Source organism: Paenibacillus sp. J22P165, from assembly GCF_059692015.1.
Genome location: NZ_JCAUAP010000014.1, coordinates 12,022 through 35,958 on the forward strand (window position 1 = coordinate 12,022; position 23,937 = coordinate 35,958).

The window sequence follows — 23,937 nt, forward strand, 5'->3', positions numbered from 1 at the left end:
GTTACACTCTCCCCTTTATTCCACACCGTTGACATACCACGACCCCAACATGCAAATAATAGAAAGAAGGATTTCGCGAAGAAAGGAGGACATAATGCGAGTACAACTTCCGCCGGAGAATAAGAAGAACCTAAGCTTATATGGGAAAATGCGAGGATTGCCTGGTGCCATTGTTCAGCTTGTTAAACAGCAGGCTGCCAAGTTGAGTACCTCTTCAGATGCAGAAAAGGCAGCTTCGCTTCCTACTATCGAGATCACGCCTACGATGTTAGCGAGACTAGAAAAAGCTTTGCGCCAACAGCATGCTTTGCAGCAAGGAGGCGTTATTCCTCCCGCCATCACGGCGTATGAGCAAGAGATTGTTGCCCGAATTGTCGCCAAGACCCAAGTCCTTAATCGTAATAACGTAACTCGTACACAAGCCTACTGGACTTGTTATAGAGACTTCCCTGAGCTGCACTGGGCGTTGTTAGCCCACATGGTTTCCCGCAATGGGGGCTGGTGCATGACCGATCTGCGTGGCGAATTACTGCCTCATTTATTGAACAACGAAGCCACTGAGCATTTATTTGCCTTTCTCGAGCGCGCAAATGCTCTTATTTTTCAAGATGCTTACCCGCAATTGCTGCTCTATGCCGAAAGCAAACGGAGGAAGCTTAACTTATTTCATCTTCTTCCTCATTTGCATATATCCGCCTGGATGATGCCCATTTGGCAGGATTTTTGGTTATATCAAGATACTACCCTCCTCACCCTCGGGTTGATTGTCAATGAACAGCATTACGTCGAGGAGCGCGTCGTTCAGAATCCAATCTACAAACAAACGGTTTTAAATACGCCACAGTTCAAGACACAAGCCTGGCTGCAGCTCAATCAAGTCGGATTCCCTTTTCGTTCCGCTTCGCTAGATCCACCACAACCACATCTCGCTGGCCTTATTCTTGAAAATTTCAAGAACCTTTCTGAACGCATCGAATTCGGCAAAAGCTTATACGCCATCCTGTTTTGGGCACCAGGCATCCTTCAGGGTGCAATAGCTTTTGCAGCCTCTACTCCCCATACGGGGTCACGTTCTGATTACTGGCCTCATCTATTTGCACAAATACGAAAAACCCCTCCTGATCTCAAGTATCAGGAGAGGCTCGATGGTTACAGCCTTAAGAAAGGCGCAGCGCCGTTTTATAGTCCACCGCTTCATTCAGCATGGCCTGACAGGCCACTAGCGCCGGTTGAGCGTGGGGATTGGTTTACTGAGTTAGAGGAACCTCTGAAACATATGCAATCCTTCGCTGTTCCGGTTGCTTACGATTTAACAAAGGAAATGTGCCTCGGACTAAGTAAAGTTGAACTCGCTGTTCTTAGTGCACAAGCGATTAAGAAGCTCATTCGTTAGTGATACTTATGCCATTAAGATCGCTTCAACAACCGACTCACTTTCGCGATGAGCTTCTGTATAGGTGATGGGAAGCTTTTCACATCATCCTTCGTCACCACACGTGTTAGCATCAGCATAACAGGGTACAAAGCCACAGTGAATCCGCAAATCAACACGGCCTGAATGCCTTGATTCAAGCGGTACCAAGAGAATGGCACCACATAGTTGTGCGTCACCCATTCTGCTGCAAAGCCTAGAACGCCGATGACAATAATTGTTACGATAAGTCCACCAAATCGGCGCCCCAGAATCGTGAACGATACTTCCTTGCGGAGCGTGCGTAAATTCAACCATGACATCGCGATAAAGCAAAGTCCTGTGGAGATAATAATACCGTATATGCCGAACCATTGCGCTAGAACGAAGCTGCCAAGCAGCTTGATTGCGATGCCGACACCAACATGAGCCATTAGTGGCTTCATCCGTCCCATCCCCATCAGAACGGCTCCTGAGGTCTGCATCACGATCTGAAACATTGCACCGGCCGTCAGCAAGGAGATCATCGCAGGTCCATGTGCAATACCATAGGCGGAATCCTCGTACCCAAACACGAAGAAGTCGATCGGTCTAGCCGCAATACAAATCATAAGTACGGCTGGAAGACCTGAAAGGATAGCCAGTTGAAGCACGCGCGTCGTCTGCTGTCCGACTTGCTTTAAGTCTTTCCGTGAATAAGCAGCTGAAATAATAGGTACAACCGATTGACTCAACGCGATAGCCAAAATAATGGGAATCCCCGCGAGTGATTGCGCGCGTCCACCAATGATCCCTACTAAGCCTAAGGCCTCCGCGGCACCAATCTTATCTTCAAGCAACGGAATAATCATCGAGGTATCGATCGCGTACACCAATGTGACGGTGACGGAGAAAACGACAATTGGGATCGATAGCTTTAGCAAGCTTCGATAAATATCCCGATATCTGAACATTTCCGATGGTTGCTCGCCTGAACGTGCGGCACCAATCTGCTCTGCCGCGGCGTGTGATGCAGCAACAGTAGACTGGACCGTTTTTGCATCACTTCGCTTCAATTTCATACCGTAGTACAGCATGACCGCAAGTGCAGCAATACCTCCGACAACACCTCCGAAGGAAGCCCCTGCAACTCCCCAACCCAGTGAGATATTAAGCAAGAAGAAGGCAAGTAGAATCGACGTAATTAAGCGGAAAATTTGTTCCACCACTTGTGAAATACCATTGGGCATCATATGTTGTCTGCCTTGGAAATAGCCTCGCATAATCGCGATAAGCGGGAAGAACAGCATCGCTGGTGCGATCGCCCTCGTTGCTAACGTTGCATCCGGGCCACCATGTGAAATGTTCTCGGCATAAATAGGTGCGAAGACATATAACAGTACCGTCATCCCAACCCCAGCGACTACAGCAAACCAGATCGCTGCTCGATAAATCCGTTGCGCTTCATGAGGTCGACCGATGGCTCTCTTCTCGGCAACCATTTTACTTAATGCACTCGGAATACCCGCTGTTGCGATAACGAGCAGGATAGAATATAAATTAAAAGCAATGGAATAGCTGCCCATTCCTTTTTCCTCAAGCAGATGCACCAGCGGTATACGCTGGAAAACGCCGAGAAACCGCGCTACAAGCGCGGCTACGGTGAGAATGAGCGTCCCTTTTACAAGGGAATCTTTGGTTACCTTCGTCAAGTCCGTTCCTTCTCTCTCTTACAGTTTTATTACGTCTATCTAGGCCTCAAAAGATCCACAAGAAGAAAATAATAATCATAGCGAGCTGCAAAACAAATTTCACCACGGAGCTGGCGAAAAAACCTAGCACGGACCCAATTCCTGCGCGTATAGCGTTCTGCCACGAAGTTCCAGCAATTAATTCACCCACTACGGCACCGATGAATGGACCTAGGATGATCCCGAATGCTGGAATCACGAATGGGCCAATGATCAAACCAATGGTGCTTCCGACGATTGCAGGTTTCGAGCCGCCGAACTTTTTGACACCTAATGCACTAACCGCATAATCCGCCACGATAATAATAATGACGATCAAGGTCTGGATCAACCAGAACCACAAGCCGAAGTGCTCCCAAGTAATCAGCCAGCCATAGATGAAAAAGGCCGCGTAAATCGCCAATACGCCAGGCAGAATCGGATAAATGGCACCCACCATTCCGACAACAAATAAAAGAATAACGACAATCCAACCTAAGGTAATCATGCTCAGTTCATTCCTCCATTTATCTTAAACGGATTCACGGTCCTCTTAGGACAGTGCATTGTCTAAACTAGGCAAGCATGTAAGTACGAATGACTTGTGCAACAGCATGTTCATTATTCGTAACCGTCGTCATGTCGGCGATTCGCTTCACTTCATCCTGTGCATTGCCCATGGCGATGCCAAGTCCTGCTTCACGAATCATCGCAATATCATTTTCGCTGTCACCCATAGCAATAACTTCGGACATCGAAATACCCAAAAAGTCACACACCGTTTCAACACCACTTGCTTTGGTGACGCCAAGCGGATTCATCTCCAAGTTCGATGGATGCGAATTGGTGATTTCAAGCGTTCCCCAGCTCGCCACAACTTCGCGAATGCGTTGCAATTTCTCCGCATTGTCTGTGAAGTAACCGAATTTAAGCCATTCATGCTCATCCATATTTAATCCTTCACTTTCACGATTGAACACGCCTGCCACGGAATAAGCCCACCACCAGCAGTCATGAGCTACCGCTAACTGATGCAAGTCACGAATCGTTTCAATCGGTACAAGTGTACGTTTCAGTAACCGATCCGGCGAAGCCCACACTTCACCGCCGTTGACTACGACAAGTGGGGTTGAGAGACCTAATTCTTTAATGAAAGGCATCGCGCTTATCGCTCCACGACCTGTAGACATAATAACGACTTTGCCTTGTGACGATGCTTCACGAATAGCCGCCTGATTCTCGGCAGATATTTTTTTGTCCTCATTCAACAAGGTTCCATCCATATCGAGTGCGATTAATTTATACTTTCCCACAATCTCGTCAACTCCTAGTCTCATGAAGCCTATATGATGTCTACCTAGTAAGCAGTGAGCACTTTCTTAGGCAGTTCTTCCATGAACGTTTTGTGCCAAAGAGCAAAAATATAAAGGGTCCACAAGCGTCTCGCATAGTCTCCCTGACCAATACGGTGCTTATGAAGCATTTTCTCAACCGCCTCGATATCGATATAATCCTCGATTCCGCTGGACTTGATTTGATCCATGACCATGTCACCCATCGCACCCTTCATCCAATCACGGAGTGGAACAGGGAAGCCTAGTTTCGGACGATTCAGAATCGGATCGGGAATAATCCCTTCCATCGCTTTACGGAAGATATACTTCGTCGTGCCATTCGCAATGCGATATTTCGCTGGAATGCGGCGAGCCACTTCGAACAGCTCTTTGTCCAAGAATGGAACACGCAGCTCTAGGGAGTGTGCCATCGTCATTTTGTCGGCTTTCATCAAAATATCGCCAGGCATCCACAAATTCATATCGATGTATTGCATCCGACTGACTGGATCCAGATGCTTCGTTTTGTTATAGTAATCGCCGGCGATTTGCACCGGGTTTTTGTAGGCGCGCAGCATCTCGCTATCGAGACGGAGCACTTCTGCCTTCATATCCTCGGAGAAGATTTTGGCGTTCCCGAGGAACCGTTCCTCAAGCGGAGTCGTTCCCCGCAACACATAGTTGCGGCCTTTCACTCCGCTAGGCAGGATGCGTGCGAAGCGGTTCAGCATGCGTTTCACCGATGGCGGCAGCTGATCCAGCGGCTTGAGCGATTGCGGCTCGCGATAAATGCGATAGCCGCCGAACAGCTCGTCCGCGCCTTCGCCGGACAGCACAACCGTCACGTGCTCGCGCGCAAGCTGCGCCACGTGGTAGAGGGCAATGGCCGAAGGATCGGCAACAGGCTCGTCCTGGTGCCAGATCGCTTTCGGCATGGTCGCGAAGAAATCATCCTGCGTGATGATTTTATCGTAGTGCTCTGTGCCGAGCGTTGCTGCGGTCTGCGCAGCAATGGGCGTCTCGTTGTTGGCACCTTCGAAGCCAACTGAGAACGTGCGGATCGGTTCGATATTCCGCATATGCGTGGCAATCGCCGTCGAGTCGATTCCGCTCGATAGGAAGCATCCGCGTTCCACGTCGCTGACCATGTGAAGTTTGACGGATTCTTTCAAGCCTTCACGAATTTGTTCCACATAATAGTCAAATGGCTTATCTTCCGGTTCAAACATCGGATCCCAATACTTATGTATGGACATTTTGCCATCAAAGGTGATCGTAACCGAATGAGCAGGCGGCAGCTTATAGATACCTTCGAACATGGTATGCGGCTCTGGTACATACTGAAACGTCAAATAATTCAGCAAGCTGTCCGTATGGATCAACCGGTTCATGCCTTCGGCCGCCAGCAAGCTCTTGATTTCTGAGCCGAACAAAAACTGACGGTCGCTCACATGATAATAAAACGGCTTAATGCCGAAGTGGTCTCTCGCTCCGAACAGCTGCTTTTTCTTGCGATCCCAGATCACAAAGCCAAACATTCCGCGCATGTGCTTTACACAGTCCTCGCCGAACTCTTCATAAAGATGAACGATGACTTCAGTATCACTCTGCGTGCGAAAGATATGACCGCGCTCCTTCAACATCGTGCGCAGCTCTTTGTAATTATAAATTTCACCGTTGAAAATAATCCAGACGGTTTCATCTTCATTCGCTAGTGGCTGATGGCCTTCTTTGATATCAATAACGGATAATCGTCTAAATCCTAAGCCAATGCGATTCTCTGTCCAGAAGCCCTCATCATTCGGTCCTCGATGAACAATCACATCCGTCATTTGCTTCAAGCTAGCCTCAGTTGGTTCTCTATCTTCAAAATACATAACACCCGTAATACCACACATGGTGAGACTCACTCCTCCGTACGCTCATCATTCTTTCTCTTGGACAACCGATATATTAGTATACCATATCAGCCCGCCATTCAGGAAATGCCATGAGGGTACGAGAATAGCTGTATCCTATAGAAAAATGATGGAAATGATAAGTCGTTTTAAAGAAGCAGATAACCGCCTTTTTTTCAAATGAATCGACCACCTTTCCTACACGCATAAAAGTTGAGTTAGGGCAACATTTAGGGTGGAGCAAGTTCTCCCCCTTGATACAGGGTATGCCGTTGGAGAGTAACTGGTGCATGCTGCTGAAAAAGGAGAGTATTGTGTCAGATTTTCGTGTTAAAAAAGCGTAACTGCCACTTCGACTCCTGCTCACCTCTAGTCCCAGTGAAGTGAATTTAACTGTAAATTGTACAGCTATTTCGGAGAAATCCACCTTAATTAGCGTAATAGATGGAAAATATGTAGCTAATTCCTGCTCATTTGCGCATATTTCCAGAATACCCTGAAATTAACTGTATAAAATCCATTTATTCATTATTTGTACCAATTTTACGAAAAATTAACTACAGGAAATCCATCTATTATAAAATGGCAACCAGCGTTTCATTGGGGAAGTGGTTGTGGGTAACTGACAATAGATTCGAGTTCGGGTTCGGGCTGGGGCAAGTGGCTCATATCACAAAAAAAAAGAGCCTGCCGCAGCAAGCTCTCTTTATCATTACCACGGCCTCTTCCCGCCGCCAAGCTTTGTCAAAATACCATCGTTCGCCGCGTCATACGCTTGGAAGATTTTCGCCGCAATTGGGGATGCCCCGTAACGTCCAAATCCACCCTCAGGTATAACAACCGCCACAGCCAGTTTCGGATTCTCGACCGGAGCGAAGGCGATAAGTACCGCATTTTCTACAGATCCACCTGCTACAACCTGTGTAGAAGTACCTGTTTTACGAGCGACATTGAATGGCAATTCTTCGATGCCTTCGGCACCGCTTTTCATCCCATGGATAATCGTATTCCAATCGGCTTGAGCGAATTCCTTCGATACATCCTCGAGGACCTCCGGCTCCACCTTTTTCACCAATTCACCTTGGTAATCACGAATTTCATCGACGAACAAAGGCTTCATCCGTTTGCCACGACTAGCCAGTGTTGCCGTATACTGCGCTAACTGAAGCGTAGTCGTTTTCTCATTCTGACCCCAAGAAGCATAGACCATGGCCGATTGATAACTGTCTTTTTCCGCATTTTTGATAAAGTCGTTGGAGCCAGCGAATTCACCTGGAAGCCCGCTGCCCGTCTTCACACCCATGCCGAATTTAGCCAGATATTCTGCCCATTTTGCCGTTACTTTCGAATTCTCACGTCCGAATTTGTTCCAAAATGGAATACCAACCATAGCCGACATATACGTATTCGAGGAGTGTTCAATCGCTTCTGCTGCATTAATTGGGCCATAGGAAGCTTTTCCGGAGTTCGAAATAGCACTGTTGCCATCTTTACCGAAGGTAAATGTGCCTGAATCATAATATTTTTGCCCCGATGTAAACAGCTTCTCTTTCAAACCAATTAAGACAGACAATGGTTTAATCGTCGATCCCATGAAAACAATGGAAGAAGGATGCTTTGCATTTTCTTTCTCATCCGGGTACTTCGATTTTGCCGTCATGATCGTACCATTGGAAATAAACGTACTGATATCCTTATAAATAGTAGGCGATATACCACCCGTCCAAGCATTCGCATCATAATCTGGATAATTCGCCATCGTGATAATGCGGCCCGTATCCACTTCCATGGCAACCGCAAAGCCCGAAGAAGCCTTCATCCCCGTTTTCATATACAAATCATTGGCATGAGTAGGACTTCGCAGATATTGGATATGATCTTTCAGCATTTTCTCCGTCGCCTTCTGAACGTCCTTGTTGATCGACAGATACAGATTATTCCCCTTAATCGGGGCTGTTACTTCGGCTCTTCCAATGATTTTCATGGCAGCATTCACTGGGTACTTCTTACTCCCGTTCTTGCCACGCAGCTCATCCTGATACATCCGTTCGATGCCATCGAAACCGACATTTTCATTGCTTAAATATTCTTCACTATTCGGATTATCCTTATAGATTTCTTTCGCAGTTTGGGTTGAAAAAGCATTCGTATACCCGACCAATTGCGTCGCAATTGTCGTTTTATCTTCTTCCACTTCATAAGTACGGATACTTTCTTCCGTTACTTCCAGCCCTTTGAATTCATCACGATGCTCCAGCAAAAATGCAATTTCAGCATTGGATAAATCCGCTTTAATACGGCGAGGAACGGAATAGTAGCTTGGGTCTTTTACTTTATTTTTATTAATGTCATAGCCCAAATCCATGGCAAGAACAATCTCTTCAGCTGTCGGGCTAACGGTATTGGGTTTAGCAAATGGGTCAAAAACATCCCGCTTAATGCGCTTGGCTAAATCAATATTAGCATCCTTATCCTGACCTGGTTCAATACGAAAAAATAAGGACTGCACCGGAATCGTGTAGGCTAGCGGAGATTTTGTTGAATCATAAATATTACCGCGAATCGGAGCGATCTTGTTGGTTTGATTCGTATTGGTATTCTCTGCGGCCTTCAGATCCTTGGCTTGAACGAATTGAAGAATCGCTAACCTCACGATTAGCACGGAAAACAATAAAAAGGTAACGAAGAAAAATATATTGATCCGAAACGAAAAGTGCCGTTTTTTAGTGATTTCTTTTTTCTTCGGATCATCCATAATGGATGATTTCATGCGGGTTCATATCCTTTCTCTCGTACATCGCCGGTAGGCTCCTGAATCAGTTCGAGTAGAGAACGAATCCCATCTCCCGTATGGTAAGGGTACCGAATGATACGAACAGCATCAATGCCTACTTGATTAGGAGCCCATATATCATTCGTCTCATGATCCCCGACATACAGCACATCCTCAGCCGCAACGTCCGCCATTTGCAGCGCAAGCTTGAAAATTGCGGGGTCAGGCTTCTCTAAGCCAACTTCTGTGGAAACAAGTACCGGGTCAAAATAGTGCAATACGTCTTTGTCTGCCAGAATGGCTTTCAGCGTTGGAGCAAAATTAGAGATAATACCGATTCGAAAGCCTCTCACGCGCAGTGCTTCTAGAAATGGCTTCACATCATCGAACAAATCGTAATACTTTGGCGCCGTGAAAATGTCATAAAGCTCATGACAGCAGTTGAAAATTTCTTCCTCTGTCCAATCTTCATGAATGCCTAGTTTATGCAGGACATAGTGGTATAGGTTAACCCAGAATTCACGATCTGACTCAGGACTGCATACCACGAAGTTATCTTTTTTCTCAACATAATAAAATAGACGAAATGCTTCTGTAAAAAGTTCATGAATATGCGCTTCATCTCGGTCAACAGAGCGCAATTCTAAGTATTGCTTTAAAATTGTTTGTGCCGCAGGAATCGTTACTAAGGTGTCACCTGCATCCAAATAAATCATCTTGTATGATGTTAATTCTTTTCGCATATCGTCTCCTTCTAACAAGCCTAATGCTAAACGTCCCTCACGTGAGTTTGATCAAAATTAGGCGGATTAAACCAATTCGCACCACTTGCTACCCAAGTTGAATCCAGAGGCACCCACTTGCTGGTTTCTTTCAAGTACACTTCATTCCAAGCATGAGGACCATACCCCCCTTGTCCATCATACCCTAAACCCGTGACTACCTTCACATCCAGTCCAATCGATCTGGCCATTTGGGCATATAACCTAGAGTAATCGATACAAACACCCTCTTTGGTATTAAACGTATCCTCTGGTGTCTGTTCCTTCCAAATCCGCTGTTCTTCATACAATTTCACTTTATTCCAATCGTACTTGACTCGGGTGCCAACCCAACTGTACAGTAGCTTGGCTTTCTCTTCATCCGTCTGCGCATTCGCCGTAATCTCTTTCGCCGCATCCGCGATATTGCCAGGGATTTTCGCATCAAGTACTTCATATTTCCGTTGTAAAATATTAGTGAATTCCTGCTCAACCGCACGTGTGAATACAGGCGCCTTCTCCGCTATAAAATCACCTGTGAAGGGTGAAATAACCTCTTTAGCCCCTTTTTGATACATGGCTGAGGACTCAATATAGGGGGTTATCAACGAGTGTGGGAACAAGGAAACATAGATGAATAAAATTGCGATTAGCATGAGCGCTCTAGCAAATCCAGCTATAGAACCAATGGCACCGCCTGAAACGGAACTAAGTACGGAATGACTTTGTCTCGGCATGGCATACCGTTCAGCCAACCAACGTCCAAGCCATACATCCACCAAGCGATTCAAAATTTGTTTGATAATGACATAACCAAGGATAAATAAAACTCCGAAACGGAGTAATGGAAAATCACGCAAGCTAGTGATGACGGTATAATAGGCTTGTTTTATCGCACTTAAATCAACCACTGGAATTTGCAGATTCTGATCTTTTAACCACGTTTGAATCCAAGGTGAAATCAGTTGCACAGCTTTCCATGCAATCAACAGGGATATTACAGCGAGCACGGCTTCCACCAACATGGCTACAAAATGCCTAGCCGAGCCAGAGCCACCACGGAAAAATCCCTGCAGCACGGAAGCCGCAATGGTGAGAACGATCAAGATGGATATGAGATTGATTGATAAGCTTGACAACCACGTGTTATCCGTCATGCGTACTCACCTTCCTTTGATAGGCTGACCAGCGTAATAGCTAGGTATTTTTCTTGGCTTGTTCAATAAATGCATTCACAGCTGCATTGGCATTCATTTTGAAGGATTTCCCGAGAAACGTGACCTGTACTTCATCCGATCCTGGTTTACCTTCTACCTGCAAGCTTTTCGTCGTAATTAAAAAGGAACCATCCGGGTTCGCCTTAAATTTGGCTTCTTTGGCCTCGGACGTCAAGGCACTCACTGCCTTATCCTTGATATCGTCACTGACTTGGGAAACGACACTTGCCCCAATATCCTTTATTTTATCCTTATAGCTCGCTCCATAAACGACAAGCGCCCCTACAATGACAAGAACTACTACCCATTTCACTACGGTTTTGACAATACCAATCACAATAAATAGAACAATAATAGCACCTACAATTAAATACCAACGATCCTGTGCAAACGAAATCCACTGATCCATCTTTATCCCCTCCTCATCATCCAAAAGTCCATTCCTATCATACTACATGGACTCCTTAATCTTCATCTCTTTTTTTCCTTAATTGTGCAAGCTTCTGCTCGATTTCATTGGTTTTATCCAACGTTTTCCCTGTTCTCAGATAGGACTGTCTTAAACGGAATACGAGAAATATACCAACTGCAGCCAACAGTATATAAACAATGGGATCCATACTTCCTCCTATGTACGAAATTGTGTCTTTTGTCCCGAACGGTCATATCCTTGGGACGAGCGGCGTAAAACTTAAGAAGAGATGAAATAAACGGCTATGTCGTTGACGAAAGGATCGAGGTGGTGAAACCGTGCGAACAGCCATATGGTTGTACTTATTTATGTTTGTTGCCTTTTTTGATTTACACGCGCAATATCCGATTTTATCTCCTTTCGCCTTATCACTGGGCGCTGCTCCTTCATTTATAGGGCTCATCATGGGTGTTTACTCTCTTACCCATCTCCCTGGCAATCTCATTGCAGGTTATGGTGTAGACAAATACGGCAGTAAAATCTTCATCGTCTGTAGTTTAATTGTAGCAGGGATCATCTTACTATTTCAATCGAATGTCAAAGACCCCTGGCATTTGCTCTACATTCGTTCCATCAGCGGATTTGTTCTTGCCTTCCTATCCCCTGCCTGTTTGTCATTACTAGCGCGAATAGCCCGTGACCGCATTCAGCAAAGCAAGCTTATGGCCGGCAACGGCCTCGTTCACACCTTGGCATCCGTGGTCTCTCCTGCAGCAGGTGCTGTTTTAGTGGCCAAAATCGGCTTTACCACGGCGTTTTCCGTATTAGGCTGGATCCTTATCATCACGGGCTTCCTTGCTATTTTCGGTGTAAAAGAGAAGCAACTCTTAGCTCACCAAGGGAAACAAACAGGTTCAACAGCTATCTTAGATGCTCATGGTCATCATGTCTCTACAGATCCCCATGAGGGTTCCAATGATGTATCTATCCCTTGGCTGTTCTTCCTCATCCCTATGGCACTTTCATGCTCGCAAGGGATTTTGTTCTTTGAGCTCCCTCTAATGAAATCAGCACGGGAGTCCATCCTTACTTCTGGCGTATTTTTTACATTGGTCAGTTTAGGTGCGCTGCTAAGTATCTCTTTCTGGTTTTTGAACAAAATATCACCCTTCCTTCGGACGATTGTCGGCAGTATCGGGCTTGCCGCCGTATTTTTCGGACTAGCCATTCAATGGCCGATTCCTTTGACGGTTTCTCTCTTTCTCATCGGTATGGCCAAAGGTGTCATCTATCCTGCACTTGCAGCATTACTTGCCAGCATAACAAGCAGTGCTAGATACGGTCGCGTATTTTCATTGCTATCCATTTCTTACTCTGTCGGCGCCTTCATTGGCCCAATGATGGCTGGTCAGCTTCGTGATCACATTTCCTCCTACTTCATCGCGTTTTTCATTCTGATGCTAGCCTTATCACTTTTGCCGCTTCGCACTTTCAAATCGCCACTGATAACATCATAATTTCCTCATCGAAAAAAGGCTTGATGTCGTCAGGCCTTTTTTTCCTGTGTCACACGCTGTAAATCCTTGTCATTTCCCAGGAAATATCGCTGGTGCATGTTACTTGGATCGCCGCTCCAAACGGGGTATACTACTCTAAAAAGGAGTGAAGGTGATTCGATGTCCATTGCTATTATTGTTGAGGGTAAAAATGATAAAAGTCGCTTAAAGCGCGTCGTTGATGATACAGTCAGCATCCATTGCACGTTCGGAACGCCTAGTTCCACTACACTTGACGCACTGCGAAAAAAAGTTGACCATCTGCCCGTTTATATTTTCACGGATAATGATGCTTCAGGCAAAAAGATCCGCTTTTTGCTGCGTGATACATTTCCAGACGCAGAACACATGTATACCCGTAAGGGCTATGCGGGTGTCGAGGGAACACCTGAGGAATATCTCATACAGCAATTAGAAAAAGCAGGACTGGACGCGTATATTATCTACCCTGCGCCCAACCCTGCTTATGAATAACCATTTTGCGTTATTTCCCTTTTGAAAGGGTTACAACGTCTTTCACGATATGCTCCGCATCCAATTCTGGATTGCTAGCGTCATAGTAATTTCTTAGCTGACCTTTTGGATCTACTAGAAGAATCGCATTAGCATGCGAGAAGTTACCGTCCTTCTCTTTGATTACCATGATACCGAAGTCCTCAGCAAGCTTCTGAACCTTCGCTTCCTCACCACGGAGGAACGTCCATCCGCCCGGAATCGGCTTCGATTCAAAGCGATTTCCGAATGCTTTTAACACCTCTGGTGTATCTCTCGTTGGATCAATTGTAATTGATAAAATTTCTGCTTTCGAGCCAAGTAAATCCTTTTTCTTCAATTCATCTTGCACTTGTGAAATTAAAAAGCTTGTCGGTAAGCACACATCAGGACAGTAAGAAAAGAAGAAATAGACGAGTCGCACTTTACCTTCCATATCTTGGGAGGTTACCGTTTTGCCATCTAAATCCTGTAACTGAAAAGAAGGTGCAGCCTTCATAGCTGTTAATCTTTCATCTGGCTTACTGCCATTCGTCACTAATTTATAAGCAAAGGATGCAATCATCGCAATTAATATTGCTCCCAATGCTAATTTGAACCAGTTTTTTTCGAAAAACGTCCCCATCGTTTCCGTCCCCCAGATTAACTAATTTTCGCCGTTGTATCAATGACCATCAAGATCGATAACAGCGTTAAATATAAAAGGGAGAACAAGAACATGCGTTTTGCCCATACAATTTCCGCTTCCCCATTTGCTTTAAACCCTTTGACGCTCATGAAAACCCATGTTAAACCAAGTATTGTTGATACGATCAAAAAGATAGTTCCTACATAGCCGTACGCCGTTAACATCACCGTAACAGGTACTAATAGTACAACATAGCGAACCATACTAATTTTCGTCACGAAAGTCCCTTTAACTACTGGCAAAAGCGGGAATCCCGCTGCACGGTACTCTTCCATACGGCGAATGCCAAGCGCCCAGAAATGCGGTGGCTGCCATAGGAATAAGAACAAGAAAACTAAGATCGCTCCCAAATCAATATTCCCACTAACCGCACAATAACCGATCAGAGGTGGTACTGCTCCTGAGATCGCGCCTACGAATGTGCTCCATACCGATGTTCTTTTGAACCACGCTGTGTAGATCCAAACATAAAAGAACAATCCAAGTAAGCCCATTAATGTAGCTAAAGGTGAATGCGCTCCTAAATAGAGAACCCCTAATCCAATCGTACCAAGTATAATTCCGAACCAAAGAACAAAATTGGCGCTTAACCGACCACTTGGCAGTGCTCTATTCTGTGTGCGTTCCATCTTCGCATCCATCTCACGGTCCAGAAAATTATTTAGTACCGTACCTCCAGCCATAACAAGTGCTGTGCCTAACATCGTCATAAATAAATGGAGCCAGTCAACTTCCCACTTAGCCGCTACCCAGTATCCAGCGAAAGCTGTCATCAAATTGGAATAAATAATACCCGGTTTTATCAGTCGGTAATATTCCTTCAAGGTCACAGGCCCATTTGCACCTTTCGTCGAGCTAGCATCTATGGCATCAGTTCCAGCTTGCCCTTGGGACGAGCCGGTTGAAACATTTTCGTAAGTGACTTGATTATCCATGTGCGCTTACCTCCTCTATGTCGAATTTCCGATCCTACATCTTAATGAACATTCTCATCATACCAACCCCTACATCATTTGACAATGAAGCACGGGCAGTTGTCATCAGATTGTCGATTCTCCCTTCCAGTATGCGTGGAAAATGCACTTACCATTCGATTCCATTTTGGAATATGTGAAAAAGTTGTGAGGATTAACGGGTGGGGCACCTGAAACCCCCTATCTATGCTTTCATTAAGCTATCTATCACCATCATCCCATTGGCTCAGGTTAGCAAGCATCGACAATCCTGAGCCAATGGGATAGTGACCATAAGCATTAGCTTTAAACATAATCCCCACCTGCTGGCCCCTATAAAAAAAGAGAAGACAGGTCGAAACCTGCCTCCTCTTCCTATTTATTTACTAGCAACGGTGTTAAATCAAATAAACTGCGCCGGATTTGATGCCATGCCTTGGTCAGGACATCTTGCAGCTCCCAAGCATGCCTGCCCATAACGTTCACGACGAGGCCATATTTATACGTCATACTCGCTCCCACTCGAACCGTACCACCTTCCAACTGACTCAGTTTCTCCACAATCGCCTCCAAGTGACGCTGGCTCAGACGATCAGAGAAAATAAACAGATTCCCCATGTGCGTTTCTTCTTCCCAGCAACCTGGAGAAGTCAGACGCATGGTCAACGGCTCAATACGCTGATTTTGATAAAAGATTAACTCTCCCTCAAACCAAACTTTCATCCGATTCACATATCGCGAATATTGAAATATTTCCCCCCGTTGTGTTCGCCCTGGACAGATAACATCCGAGAATATCAATGCTGACCCCTTCGCTAGATGTGCTTCTGTTTCCGCGAACAACTCGGCGTCCTTATATAGCATCAACGGCTCAGGTATATACTCTAACAGCGAATCTGCTGCAAGCCGAAGGATCTGATGCTGCGTGCTACCTTGATCCACTGCAGCTGGATGAACCTTGGTAAACGACTGGTTCGTTAGAAAAACACGTGCGCCCTCTTCAAGGCGCACGTTAATTTCATAATGATCACCGGCCATCAGCCCAGGTGAGCAATCCATCATATATACGCCCAATTGATCCATGGGGGCGGCATCATCGAGAAACGTATCGTTCTCATAACGGAACGTTTTAGCGATTTTGAGCGGGGAGGCATGATACTTGTGCACGAGTCGCGTAAGACCGCTGCGTACAGCAAATTGTGCAGATATCTCCCCAGTCAGCTTAGGCATGGCTGAACTCCGTCTCCACCCAGGTAACGATATCATCCAGCCCCGTACCACCCATCAAGTTGGAGAAAATATAGGGACGTTCGCCGCGCATTTTTTTCGTATCGGAATCCATTACTTCGAGGCTAGCGCCTACATAGGGGGCAAGATCGATCTTGTTAATGATCAGCATATCCGAACGCATGATACCAGGTCCGCCTTTACGTGGGATTTTCTCCCCTTGGGCTACATCAATAATATAAATGAAGCGATCTACAAGCTCCGGACTGAAAGCAGCCGCCAAATTATCGCCGCCACTCTCAATGAAAATAATATCGAGATTCTCAAAACGCTTCTCCAGCTCTTCTATCGCCTCAAAATTCATTGAAGCATCCTCACGAATCGCTGTATGCGGGCATCCACCTGTCTCTACCCCAATAATTCGTTCCTCCGGCAACGCTTCCGTGCTAATCAGAATTCGCGCATCTTCTTTCGTATAAATATCATTCGTTATAACAGCTATACTATAGCGGTTACTGAGCTTTCCGGCTAAGCGTTCTACCAATTTTGTTTTGCCTGAACCTACGGGACCTCCGATGCCAATTCGCATTGGACGATCGCGATCTGCTGCTGGCTTCTCCCATTCGTGATGATGATGATGACCGTTACCTTGACACATCGTCATTCCTCCTCAGATCTATAATTAGATTTTTTTAAGACATAAATAAACGTGAATATAAGGTTTCATGCTGCATCATAGCTAAATCCCCCACAGGTGAATTCGTGTATGCTTCCTTTGGATCCATCTCGGAAACACGCTGCCATTCGCTGCCTGTCAAAGGGACTAGCTTCGCCAGGAGCATCTGACCTTGCGTTTGTCCAATGGACATCAGTCTGAGCGCACTATTGATGCAAGTCAGGATACAGCTATATAGATAACCCTCCACTGCCTGATGGAGTGAAACACCAAGATGGTAGCTCACCCATCCGTGAACAACAGGATGATTCGAGCTGCATCTCCCAGCACTCACTGCCTCATCAAAAGGCTGCCAATTCAGTTCTGGATAGAGGGATCGAGCTAATTGAAGCAGTCTGCGTCCCATTTTCTGAACACCAATCCGACTCTCACTTCCAACTCGCTGCACATGAAGCATATGGTCAATGTCCCACAGATTACTAAGCTCCCCGCTAGGAATGTGCATATAAGCCGCTTTAATGACCATCGCATCAGAAGATACCCAGCTATTAGCAAGCATCGAACGAATGTAGGCCTCCAGCTCGGAGATCGTCGTCAGTCTCCCCTGCTGGACAAGTGTTTCCAAGCCAAATGAATGGGAGAACCCGCCGATTGGAAGCGCCGAATCCAACAGTTGCTGATAGGCTAACCAATGAAAGGATGATTGTTCTGTTGCTGTCATATCGTCACCTCAATCCTCAATCGCGGCTTCCTTCTATTATATTTAAAACAAGAAATATAACTGAGCCATCGGCAGCTCTGTCGCAGGCTCACAGGTTACTGCTTCGCCGTCAACTTTCACTTCGTAGGTTTCCGGATTCACTTCAATAGAAGGTGTTCCATCGTTATGGATCATGTCCTTCTTAGAAATGCTGCGACAGCCTTTCACAGGTTCTACCCGCTTTTGTAATCCGAAGCGTTCTGCAATCCCACTGTCATATGCCGCCTGAGAAACGAAGGTTATCGAGCTTTGCGTCAACGCTTTCCCAAATGCTGCAAACATCAGTCTGCCGAAGACAGGCTGAGGGGTAGGAATGGAGGCGTTTGGGTCTCCCATTTGCGCATAAGCGATACTGCCCCCTTTGAGAACCAGATCCGGCTTCACACCGAAAAACATCGGATTCCAAACGACCAAATCTGCAAACTTGCCTGGTTCAATGGACCCAACAAGATGTGAGATACCATGCGTTATAGCTGGATTGATTGTATATTTCGCTATATACCGTTTAATGCGAAAATTATCATGATCAGCAGTATCGGGAGCTAGCGGCCCGCGCTGTTTTTTCATTTTATCCGCTGTTTGCCACGTACGAATAATGACCTCACCCACACGCCCCATTGCCTGGGAATCGGAGCTCAACATACTGAACACGCCAAGATCATGCAGAATATCTTCCGCTGCAATAGTTTCAGGGCGAATCCGAGAATCTGCGAATGCCACATCTTCCGGAATACGACTATCTAAGTGATGACATACCATCAACATATCCAAATGTTCTTCAATGGTATTAATCGTGTATGGGCGAGTCGGATTCGTTGAGGAGGGGAGAACATTCAGTTCAGCAGCCGCTCGGATAATATCCGGTGCATGACCGCCCCCTGCACCCTCGGTATGATACGTATGAATGGTACGCCCTTTGATCGCTGCAAACGTATCCTCTAGAAATCCCGCTTCATTTAATGTATCCGTATGAATCGCTACTTGCACATCATAACGATCTGCTGCTTCCAAGCACATATCGATCGCTGCCGGCGTTGTTCCCCAATCTTCATGAAGCTTCAAGCCAATGGCGCCCGCTTCAATTTGTTCTGTCAAAGGCTCCAAGAAGGATGAGTTCCCTTTGCCTGTAAATCCCAGATTCATCGGGAACCCCTCAGCCGCCTCCAACATCCGCTGCATATGCCAAGCACCTGGCGTGCAGGTTGTCGCGTTCGTTCCCGTTGCCGGACCGGTACCACCGCCGATCATCGTCGTTACGCCTGAAGAAAGTGCCGTTTCAATTTGCTGTGGGCATATGAAATGAATATGTGCGTCGATGCCGCCAGCCGTCACGATCTTGCCCTCACCTGCAATAACCTCCGTGCTTGCACCTACGATCATATTCGGATGTACGCCATCCATAATATCCGGGTTACCAGCTTTGCCAATTGCGACAATATGACCATCCCGAATACCGATATCGCCTTTGACAATGCCCCAATGATCAATAATGACAGCATTCGTTATTAATGTGTCTAAGACACCCTGTGCACGGGTGGCGCCGCTGGACTGTCCCATACCGTCGCGGATAACCTTCCCGCCGCCAAACTTGCATTCATCTCCATAAACAGTGTAATCATGCTCGATTTGTGCCCAAAGCTCTGTGTCTGCCAATCGAATGGCATCACCTGTTGTTGGGCCAAACATCAGCGCATAGTTCTTACGATCTATTCGACTCACCGAGCATCCCCTCCCAAGTCTGCCATCTTTCTCTTGTTTCAACCGACATTTTGTCTTTTTCCGCCAAGCCTTGACTCAAATTATTAAGCCCATAAGACAGCTTTGCTCCGCCTAATTCGACAAGCTGAACGGGCTTCTGCTCGCCAGGTTCGAAACGGACAGCCGTTCCAGCTGGAATGTCTAGCCGCATGCCGAATGCCAGCTCTCGTGGGAATGCTAAGCCTCTATTTACTTCGAAAAAATGAAAATGTGATCCTACCTGGACTGGGCGATCTCCTGTATTGGTAACAATGATTTCTATCGTCTGTCTGTTGGCGTTCATTTCAATAAAACCTTTGGCTGTTCGATATTCACCTGGAACCATGCGCTCGCCCCTTTCCTGAGTAATTATGTAATGGGTTCATGTACCGTAACTAATTTTGTTCCATCGGGAAACGTAGCTTCCACTTGCACTTCATGAATCATTTGAGGAACGCCTTCCATAACCTGATCTGCCTTCAAAATCGTCGTGCCAAAAGCCATAAGTTGGGCAACTGTCATGCCATCCCTAGCTCCTTCCATGATTTCAGAAGTCAGCAGAGCGATACTTTCAGGGTAATTAAGCTTTAATCCTCTGGCTAGCCTTCGTCTAGCTAGATCAGCTGCCACAGTTATGAGCAGCTTCTCTTTTTCTCTTTCCGTTAAATGCACATGTCTCACCTCACCAAAAACCGAATAATGGTAATCCTTTACACTCATTATATTCGTGTATTTTAGGATTGTAAATCTTTAATGTTATATATAGTTACATTCAAGCCTTGAATTCCATAAAAATATTTCGCTTTTATGTGATTTTCACAGGAATCCCACTTCCTTTTGTGCATTAACAACAAAAAAGATTCCATTTATGTCATGTATATTGACATTAACTTGTATCGGCATTTATCATAAGCCATGTAATCCAAATCTTGTAAGGCAAGGGAGTGGGACGTGAATGAGAGAGATAAGAAACAAAGGTAAGCTTACAGTTGCACTAAGTATGGCTTTGATGTTGGTAGCGGCCGGCTGTGCGAAGACAGAAACTACCACCTCTACGACGACTGCACCTGCGGCTTCAACAACATCTGGCGACACCGTACCAGTGGGAATTCTTCACTCACTAACAGGTACAATGTCCATCAGTGAGGTATCCGTTAGAGATGCTGAACTCATGGCAATTGACGAAATCAATGCAGCTGGGGGTCTATTAGGTAAAAAGATTAAACCCGTCATCGAAGATGGGGCATCGGATTGGCCAACATTTGCAGAGAAGACAAAGAAGCTCCTGCAAAAAGACAGCGTAGTTACAATTTTTGGCTGCTGGACATCCGCTAGCCGTAAAGCTGTGCTACCTGTGGTTGAGCAAAACAAAGGTTTACTTTGGTACCCGGTTCAGTATGAAGGCGTAGAGTCCTCACCTAACATCTTCTACATCGGTGCGACAACGAATCAACAAATCATCCCCGCAGTAACTTGGCTCCTGCAAAACAAAGGCAAGAAATTCTTCCTCCTCGGTTCCGACTATGTATTCCCAAGAACTGCTAACAAAATTATTAAAGAGCAGCTCAAGGCAGATGGCGGAACGCTTGTTGCTGAAGAGTACACACCGCTTGGACACACGGACTACAATACAATCATTAGTAAGATTAAAAAGGAAAAACCAGACGTTGTCTTCAACACATTGAACGGTGATAGTAACGTTGCTTTCTTCAAGCAGCTGAAAGATGCTGGGATTACGTCTAAAGATTTAACTACGATGTCCGTGAGTATCGCTGAAGAAGAAGTGCGCGGTATCGGCGCTTCCGTTCTCGACGGTCACTACACAGCATGGAACTACTACCAAACGACAGATACACCAGAGAATAAGAAGTTCGTTGAGGCTTACAAAGCGAAATACGGTAAAGACCGTGTAACAGATGATCCAATTGAAGCTGGATACACAGCTGTATATCTGTGGGCTGAAGCTGTGAAGAAAGCTGGTTCCTTTGACGTTGAGAAAGTCAAAGCAGCAGCCAAAGGTATCGAGTGGAACTCACCTGAAGGCAAAGTCACCATTGATGGTGAGAATCAACATATTTACAAAACAGCACGAATTGGTCAAATTGCAGCAGATGGCCAAATTAAAGAAATTTGGAATTCTGGGAAAGCACTCAAACCGGATCCATTCCTCAAAACGTACCCATGGGGCGCAGAAGTAACGAAGTGATAAGCATTCTGTACACTCAGAAACCAGGACTGCCTAACCGCAGTCCTGGATTTCATCATTTCACTCCCGCTTTCTACAGAAAGGAGATGTTGTCATGAGTTTGCTACTGCTTCAAATATTTAACGGACTCAGCTTAAGCTCCATTCTGCTCTTAATCGCCATCGGTCTCGCCATTACCTTCGGTCTCATGAATGTGATGAATATGGCACACGGCGAATTTATTATGATCGGTGCCTATATGGCTTACCTCGTACAAAAAGGGTTCCAAACCTATTTGCCAGCCTCTGCATTCGGATGGTACTTCGTCGTTTCACTTGGTGTCGCCTTCGTAGTAGCCTTTGCTATCGGCTGGCTGCTCGAAGTTGTACTTATCCGTTTCATGTACGGTAGACCACTGGATAGCCTATTGGCTACCTGGGGTGTCTCTCTTGCCCTGCAACAAATTGCGCGCTCCATCTTTGGGGCACCCAATGTGGCCGTTAAAGCACCGCAATGGCTGGAAGGCGGATGGCATGTAACAGCAGACTTGATCCTTCCCTATAAGAGACTCTTTATCCTTGGGCTCGTGGCATTATGTATCTTCATCATCTATCTGTATCTCTATCACTCCGCTGGCGGAAGACGTATGAGAGCCGTTATGCAAAATCGCCAAATGGCTTCGTGTTTAGGTATCTCTACACGTAGAGTCGATGCACAGTCCTTCGCTTTCGGCTCAGCCATGGCAGGAATCGCTGGCTGTGCATTGTCCTTGCTTGGTCCGATTGGACCTACGATAGGCACCTATTATATTGTCGACGCCTTTATGGTCGTTGTACTAGGTGGAATCGGGAAGTTAATTGGCACTGTGGCTGGCGCGCTAGGGATCGGAGTCTTCAATACCGCCTTGGAATATACAACCAGCGCTACACTCGGTAAAGTGCTTGTATTTACACTGATCATCGCATTCTTACAGTGGAAACCAATGGGACTTGTAACGATGCGTTCGAGATCCTTAGATTGAAGAAAGGATGTGACCTCATCTATGCTCTTTGCCAGACAATCTAAGCTCAAGCTAACCATCTATGGGATAGGTTTATTACTCATTGCGCTTGCCCCCCTGTTCTTGTCTGACTTTCGTTTATCCTTACTCGGCAAATTCCTGGCTTATGCCATTATCGCGATCGGAATTGACTTAATCTGGGGGTATACCGGTATTTTAAGTCTGGGACATGGCGTTTACTTTGGGCTTGGCGCTTATTGCATGGCGATGCATCTGAAGCTTGCTTCCACGCCTAATCAATTGCCTGATTTTATGTCCTGGAGTGGTGTCAAAAGCTTGCCGTGGTTCTGGGTACCGTTTCACAGTGCAACAGCAGCGTTCCTGTTAGCGCTCATAGTACCGATGATTGTCGCCTTCATTCTTGGCTATTTCACCTTCCGCAATCGGATTAAAGGGGCATTCTTCTCCATTTTATCGCAAGCATTAGTCATCATTACCGTAACACTGTTCGTCGGTCAGCAAGGTTATACAGGCGGCACGAATGGTTTGACGAATTTTACAACCTTTCTTGGCCTGAACCTGCAATCCCAATCGACAAAGCTGATATTCTTCTATCTCACCTTAGCCGTTGTACTCGTGGTTCTCATCCTGAGTTCTTTACTCGTAACCAGCCGACTCGGCAATATCCTCACTGCGATTCGGGATGGTGAGAACAGGGTGCGCTTTATCGGCTATAATCCCGTCACGTATAAAGTCTTCATCTATTGCGTCTCGGCAGGCTTAGCTGGACTTGCGGGTGTACTCTTCGTACTTCAAGAAGGTATTATCTCGCCAGCGCAAATGGGGATTGTACCCTCAATTGAAATGGTGCTATGGGTAGCTATTGGCGGTCGTTCAACCATTGGCGGTGCCGTTCTTGGGGCTTTACTTACCAATACAGCCAAAACGACGTTTAGCGAAGCTTACCCCGCTTGGTGGCCGATCATGATGGGAGCCATGTTTATCATAGTCGTTCTCCTACTGCCGAAGGGAATCGTGGGCACATTGACACACTATCTCCCTAAGTGGAAACGAAATAGCCATCCCAAAATTATCACTTCATCGCAAGAAGTCATAGAAACGTAAACTCTGCTTATGAAAACCAGAAA

At 46.0% G+C, this 23,937-nt stretch carries 23 protein-coding genes; 6 read left to right on the forward strand and 17 right to left on the reverse strand.

Annotated elements, in window-relative coordinates:
* Positions 1-94 precede the first annotated feature (94 nt).
* Positions 95-1,393 (forward strand): DUF2515 family protein, encoded by a 1,299-nt coding sequence (locus AC58QM_RS28895; RefSeq protein ID WP_497288252.1) that lies wholly within the window; start codon positions 95-97, stop codon positions 1,391-1,393.
* A gap of 14 nt (positions 1,394-1,407) precedes the next feature.
* Here the strand turns inward: AC58QM_RS28895 and AC58QM_RS28900 are convergent, their stop codons facing one another.
* From AC58QM_RS28900 to AC58QM_RS28940, 9 genes are all read right to left on the reverse strand, one after another.
* A complete protein-coding gene (locus AC58QM_RS28900) occupies positions 1,408-3,102 on the reverse strand; it encodes a putative polysaccharide biosynthesis protein (RefSeq protein WP_497288253.1) in 1,695 nt (564 codons plus the stop codon).
* 46 nt (positions 3,103-3,148) lie between these two features.
* Positions 3,149-3,628 (reverse strand): DUF456 domain-containing protein, encoded by a 480-nt coding sequence (locus AC58QM_RS28905; RefSeq protein WP_497288254.1) that lies wholly within the window; start codon positions 3,626-3,628, stop codon positions 3,149-3,151.
* Between the two features lie 67 nt (positions 3,629-3,695).
* The gene (locus AC58QM_RS28910) at positions 3,696-4,433 is read right to left on the reverse strand and encodes a Cof-type HAD-IIB family hydrolase (RefSeq protein ID WP_497288255.1); all 738 of its coding nucleotides are present in this window, start codon (positions 4,431-4,433) and stop codon (positions 3,696-3,698) included.
* Between the two features lie 44 nt (positions 4,434-4,477).
* Positions 4,478-6,352, reverse strand: a complete 1,875-nt coding sequence (gene asnB, locus AC58QM_RS28915) for an asparagine synthase (glutamine-hydrolyzing) (protein WP_497288256.1) — start codon at positions 6,350-6,352, stop codon at positions 4,478-4,480.
* A gap of 712 nt (positions 6,353-7,064) precedes the next feature.
* Positions 7,065-9,122 carry a peptidoglycan D,D-transpeptidase FtsI family protein gene (locus tag AC58QM_RS28920; protein ID WP_497288257.1) on the reverse strand — a complete coding sequence of 686 codons (2,058 nt, stop codon included), beginning with the start codon at positions 9,120-9,122 and terminating at the stop codon, positions 7,065-7,067.
* Entirely contained in the window at positions 9,119-9,868 is a 750-nt protein-coding gene (locus AC58QM_RS28925; protein ID WP_497288258.1) for an HAD-IA family hydrolase, read from the reverse strand. The genes AC58QM_RS28920 and AC58QM_RS28925 overlap by 4 nt, the downstream gene beginning before the upstream one ends.
* Positions 9,869-9,894: 26 nt before the next feature.
* Positions 9,895-11,043, reverse strand: a complete 1,149-nt coding sequence (locus AC58QM_RS28930; RefSeq protein ID WP_497288259.1) for a transglutaminase domain-containing protein — start codon at positions 11,041-11,043, stop codon at positions 9,895-9,897.
* Between the two features lie 40 nt (positions 11,044-11,083).
* Positions 11,084-11,512, reverse strand: a complete 429-nt coding sequence (locus AC58QM_RS28935) for a hypothetical protein (protein ID WP_497288260.1) — start codon at positions 11,510-11,512, stop codon at positions 11,084-11,086.
* Between the two features lie 55 nt (positions 11,513-11,567).
* A complete protein-coding gene (locus AC58QM_RS28940; RefSeq protein ID WP_497288261.1) occupies positions 11,568-11,723 on the reverse strand; it encodes a hypothetical protein in 156 nt (51 codons plus the stop codon).
* Between the two features lie 130 nt (positions 11,724-11,853).
* On the opposite strand from AC58QM_RS28940, the gene AC58QM_RS28945 reads away from it, so the two are divergent.
* Together AC58QM_RS28945 and AC58QM_RS28950 are read left to right on the forward strand one after the other, a co-directional pair.
* The gene (locus tag AC58QM_RS28945) at positions 11,854-13,032 is read left to right on the forward strand and encodes an MFS transporter (RefSeq protein ID WP_497288262.1); all 1,179 of its coding nucleotides are present in this window, start codon (positions 11,854-11,856) and stop codon (positions 13,030-13,032) included.
* A 159-nt stretch (positions 13,033-13,191) separates the two neighbouring features.
* On the forward strand, positions 13,192-13,545 hold the full coding sequence (locus AC58QM_RS28950) for a toprim domain-containing protein (protein WP_497288263.1): 354 nt from the start codon (positions 13,192-13,194) through the stop codon (positions 13,543-13,545).
* A 10-nt stretch (positions 13,546-13,555) separates the two neighbouring features.
* On the opposite strand, the gene AC58QM_RS28955 is transcribed toward AC58QM_RS28950, so the two are convergent.
* The 8 genes from AC58QM_RS28955 to AC58QM_RS28990 all read right to left on the reverse strand — a co-directional run bounded on the left by AC58QM_RS28955 (position 13,556) and on the right by AC58QM_RS28990 (position 20,276).
* Positions 13,556-14,188 (reverse strand): SCO family protein, encoded by a 633-nt coding sequence (locus AC58QM_RS28955; RefSeq protein ID WP_497288264.1) that lies wholly within the window; start codon positions 14,186-14,188, stop codon positions 13,556-13,558.
* A gap of 17 nt (positions 14,189-14,205) precedes the next feature.
* The gene (gene cyoE, locus AC58QM_RS28960; protein ID WP_497288265.1) at positions 14,206-15,186 is read right to left on the reverse strand and encodes a heme o synthase; all 981 of its coding nucleotides are present in this window, start codon (positions 15,184-15,186) and stop codon (positions 14,206-14,208) included.
* A 393-nt stretch (positions 15,187-15,579) separates the two neighbouring features.
* Positions 15,580-16,434: an urease accessory protein UreD gene (locus AC58QM_RS28965; RefSeq protein ID WP_497288266.1), complete on the reverse strand. Its 855-nt coding sequence runs from the start codon at positions 16,432-16,434 to the stop codon at positions 15,580-15,582.
* Complete coding sequence (gene ureG, locus AC58QM_RS28970; RefSeq protein ID WP_497288267.1) at positions 16,427-17,089, reverse strand: urease accessory protein UreG; 663 nt, start codon at positions 17,087-17,089, stop codon at positions 16,427-16,429. Before ureG ends, AC58QM_RS28965 begins: the two co-directional genes overlap by 8 nt.
* Before the next feature lie 34 nt (positions 17,090-17,123).
* Positions 17,124-17,828, reverse strand: coding sequence for an urease accessory protein UreF (locus AC58QM_RS28975; RefSeq protein WP_497288268.1), 705 nt, complete (start codon positions 17,826-17,828; stop codon positions 17,124-17,126).
* 42 nt (positions 17,829-17,870) lie between these two features.
* Entirely contained in the window at positions 17,871-19,586 is a 1,716-nt protein-coding gene (gene ureC / locus AC58QM_RS28980; RefSeq protein WP_497288269.1) for an urease subunit alpha, read from the reverse strand.
* Positions 19,567-19,950 carry an urease subunit beta gene (locus tag AC58QM_RS28985; protein ID WP_497288270.1) on the reverse strand — a complete coding sequence of 128 codons (384 nt, stop codon included), beginning with the start codon at positions 19,948-19,950 and terminating at the stop codon, positions 19,567-19,569. Before AC58QM_RS28985 ends, ureC begins: the two co-directional genes overlap by 20 nt.
* Positions 19,951-19,973: 23 nt before the next feature.
* Complete coding sequence (locus AC58QM_RS28990; RefSeq protein ID WP_497288271.1) at positions 19,974-20,276, reverse strand: urease subunit gamma; 303 nt, start codon at positions 20,274-20,276, stop codon at positions 19,974-19,976.
* A gap of 283 nt (positions 20,277-20,559) precedes the next feature.
* Between AC58QM_RS28990 and urtA the strand changes: the two genes are divergently transcribed.
* The 3 genes from urtA to urtC all read left to right on the forward strand — a co-directional run bounded on the left by urtA (position 20,560) and on the right by urtC (position 23,914).
* Positions 20,560-21,810: an urea ABC transporter substrate-binding protein gene (gene urtA, locus AC58QM_RS28995; protein ID WP_497288272.1), complete on the forward strand. Its 1,251-nt coding sequence runs from the start codon at positions 20,560-20,562 to the stop codon at positions 21,808-21,810.
* Positions 21,811-21,904: 94 nt separating this feature from the next.
* Positions 21,905-22,810 (forward strand): urea ABC transporter permease subunit UrtB, encoded by a 906-nt coding sequence (urtB, locus tag AC58QM_RS29000; protein ID WP_497288273.1) that lies wholly within the window; start codon positions 21,905-21,907, stop codon positions 22,808-22,810.
* A 21-nt stretch (positions 22,811-22,831) separates the two neighbouring features.
* A complete protein-coding gene (gene urtC / locus AC58QM_RS29005; protein ID WP_497288274.1) occupies positions 22,832-23,914 on the forward strand; it encodes an urea ABC transporter permease subunit UrtC in 1,083 nt (360 codons plus the stop codon).
* Positions 23,915-23,937 lie beyond the last annotated feature (23 nt).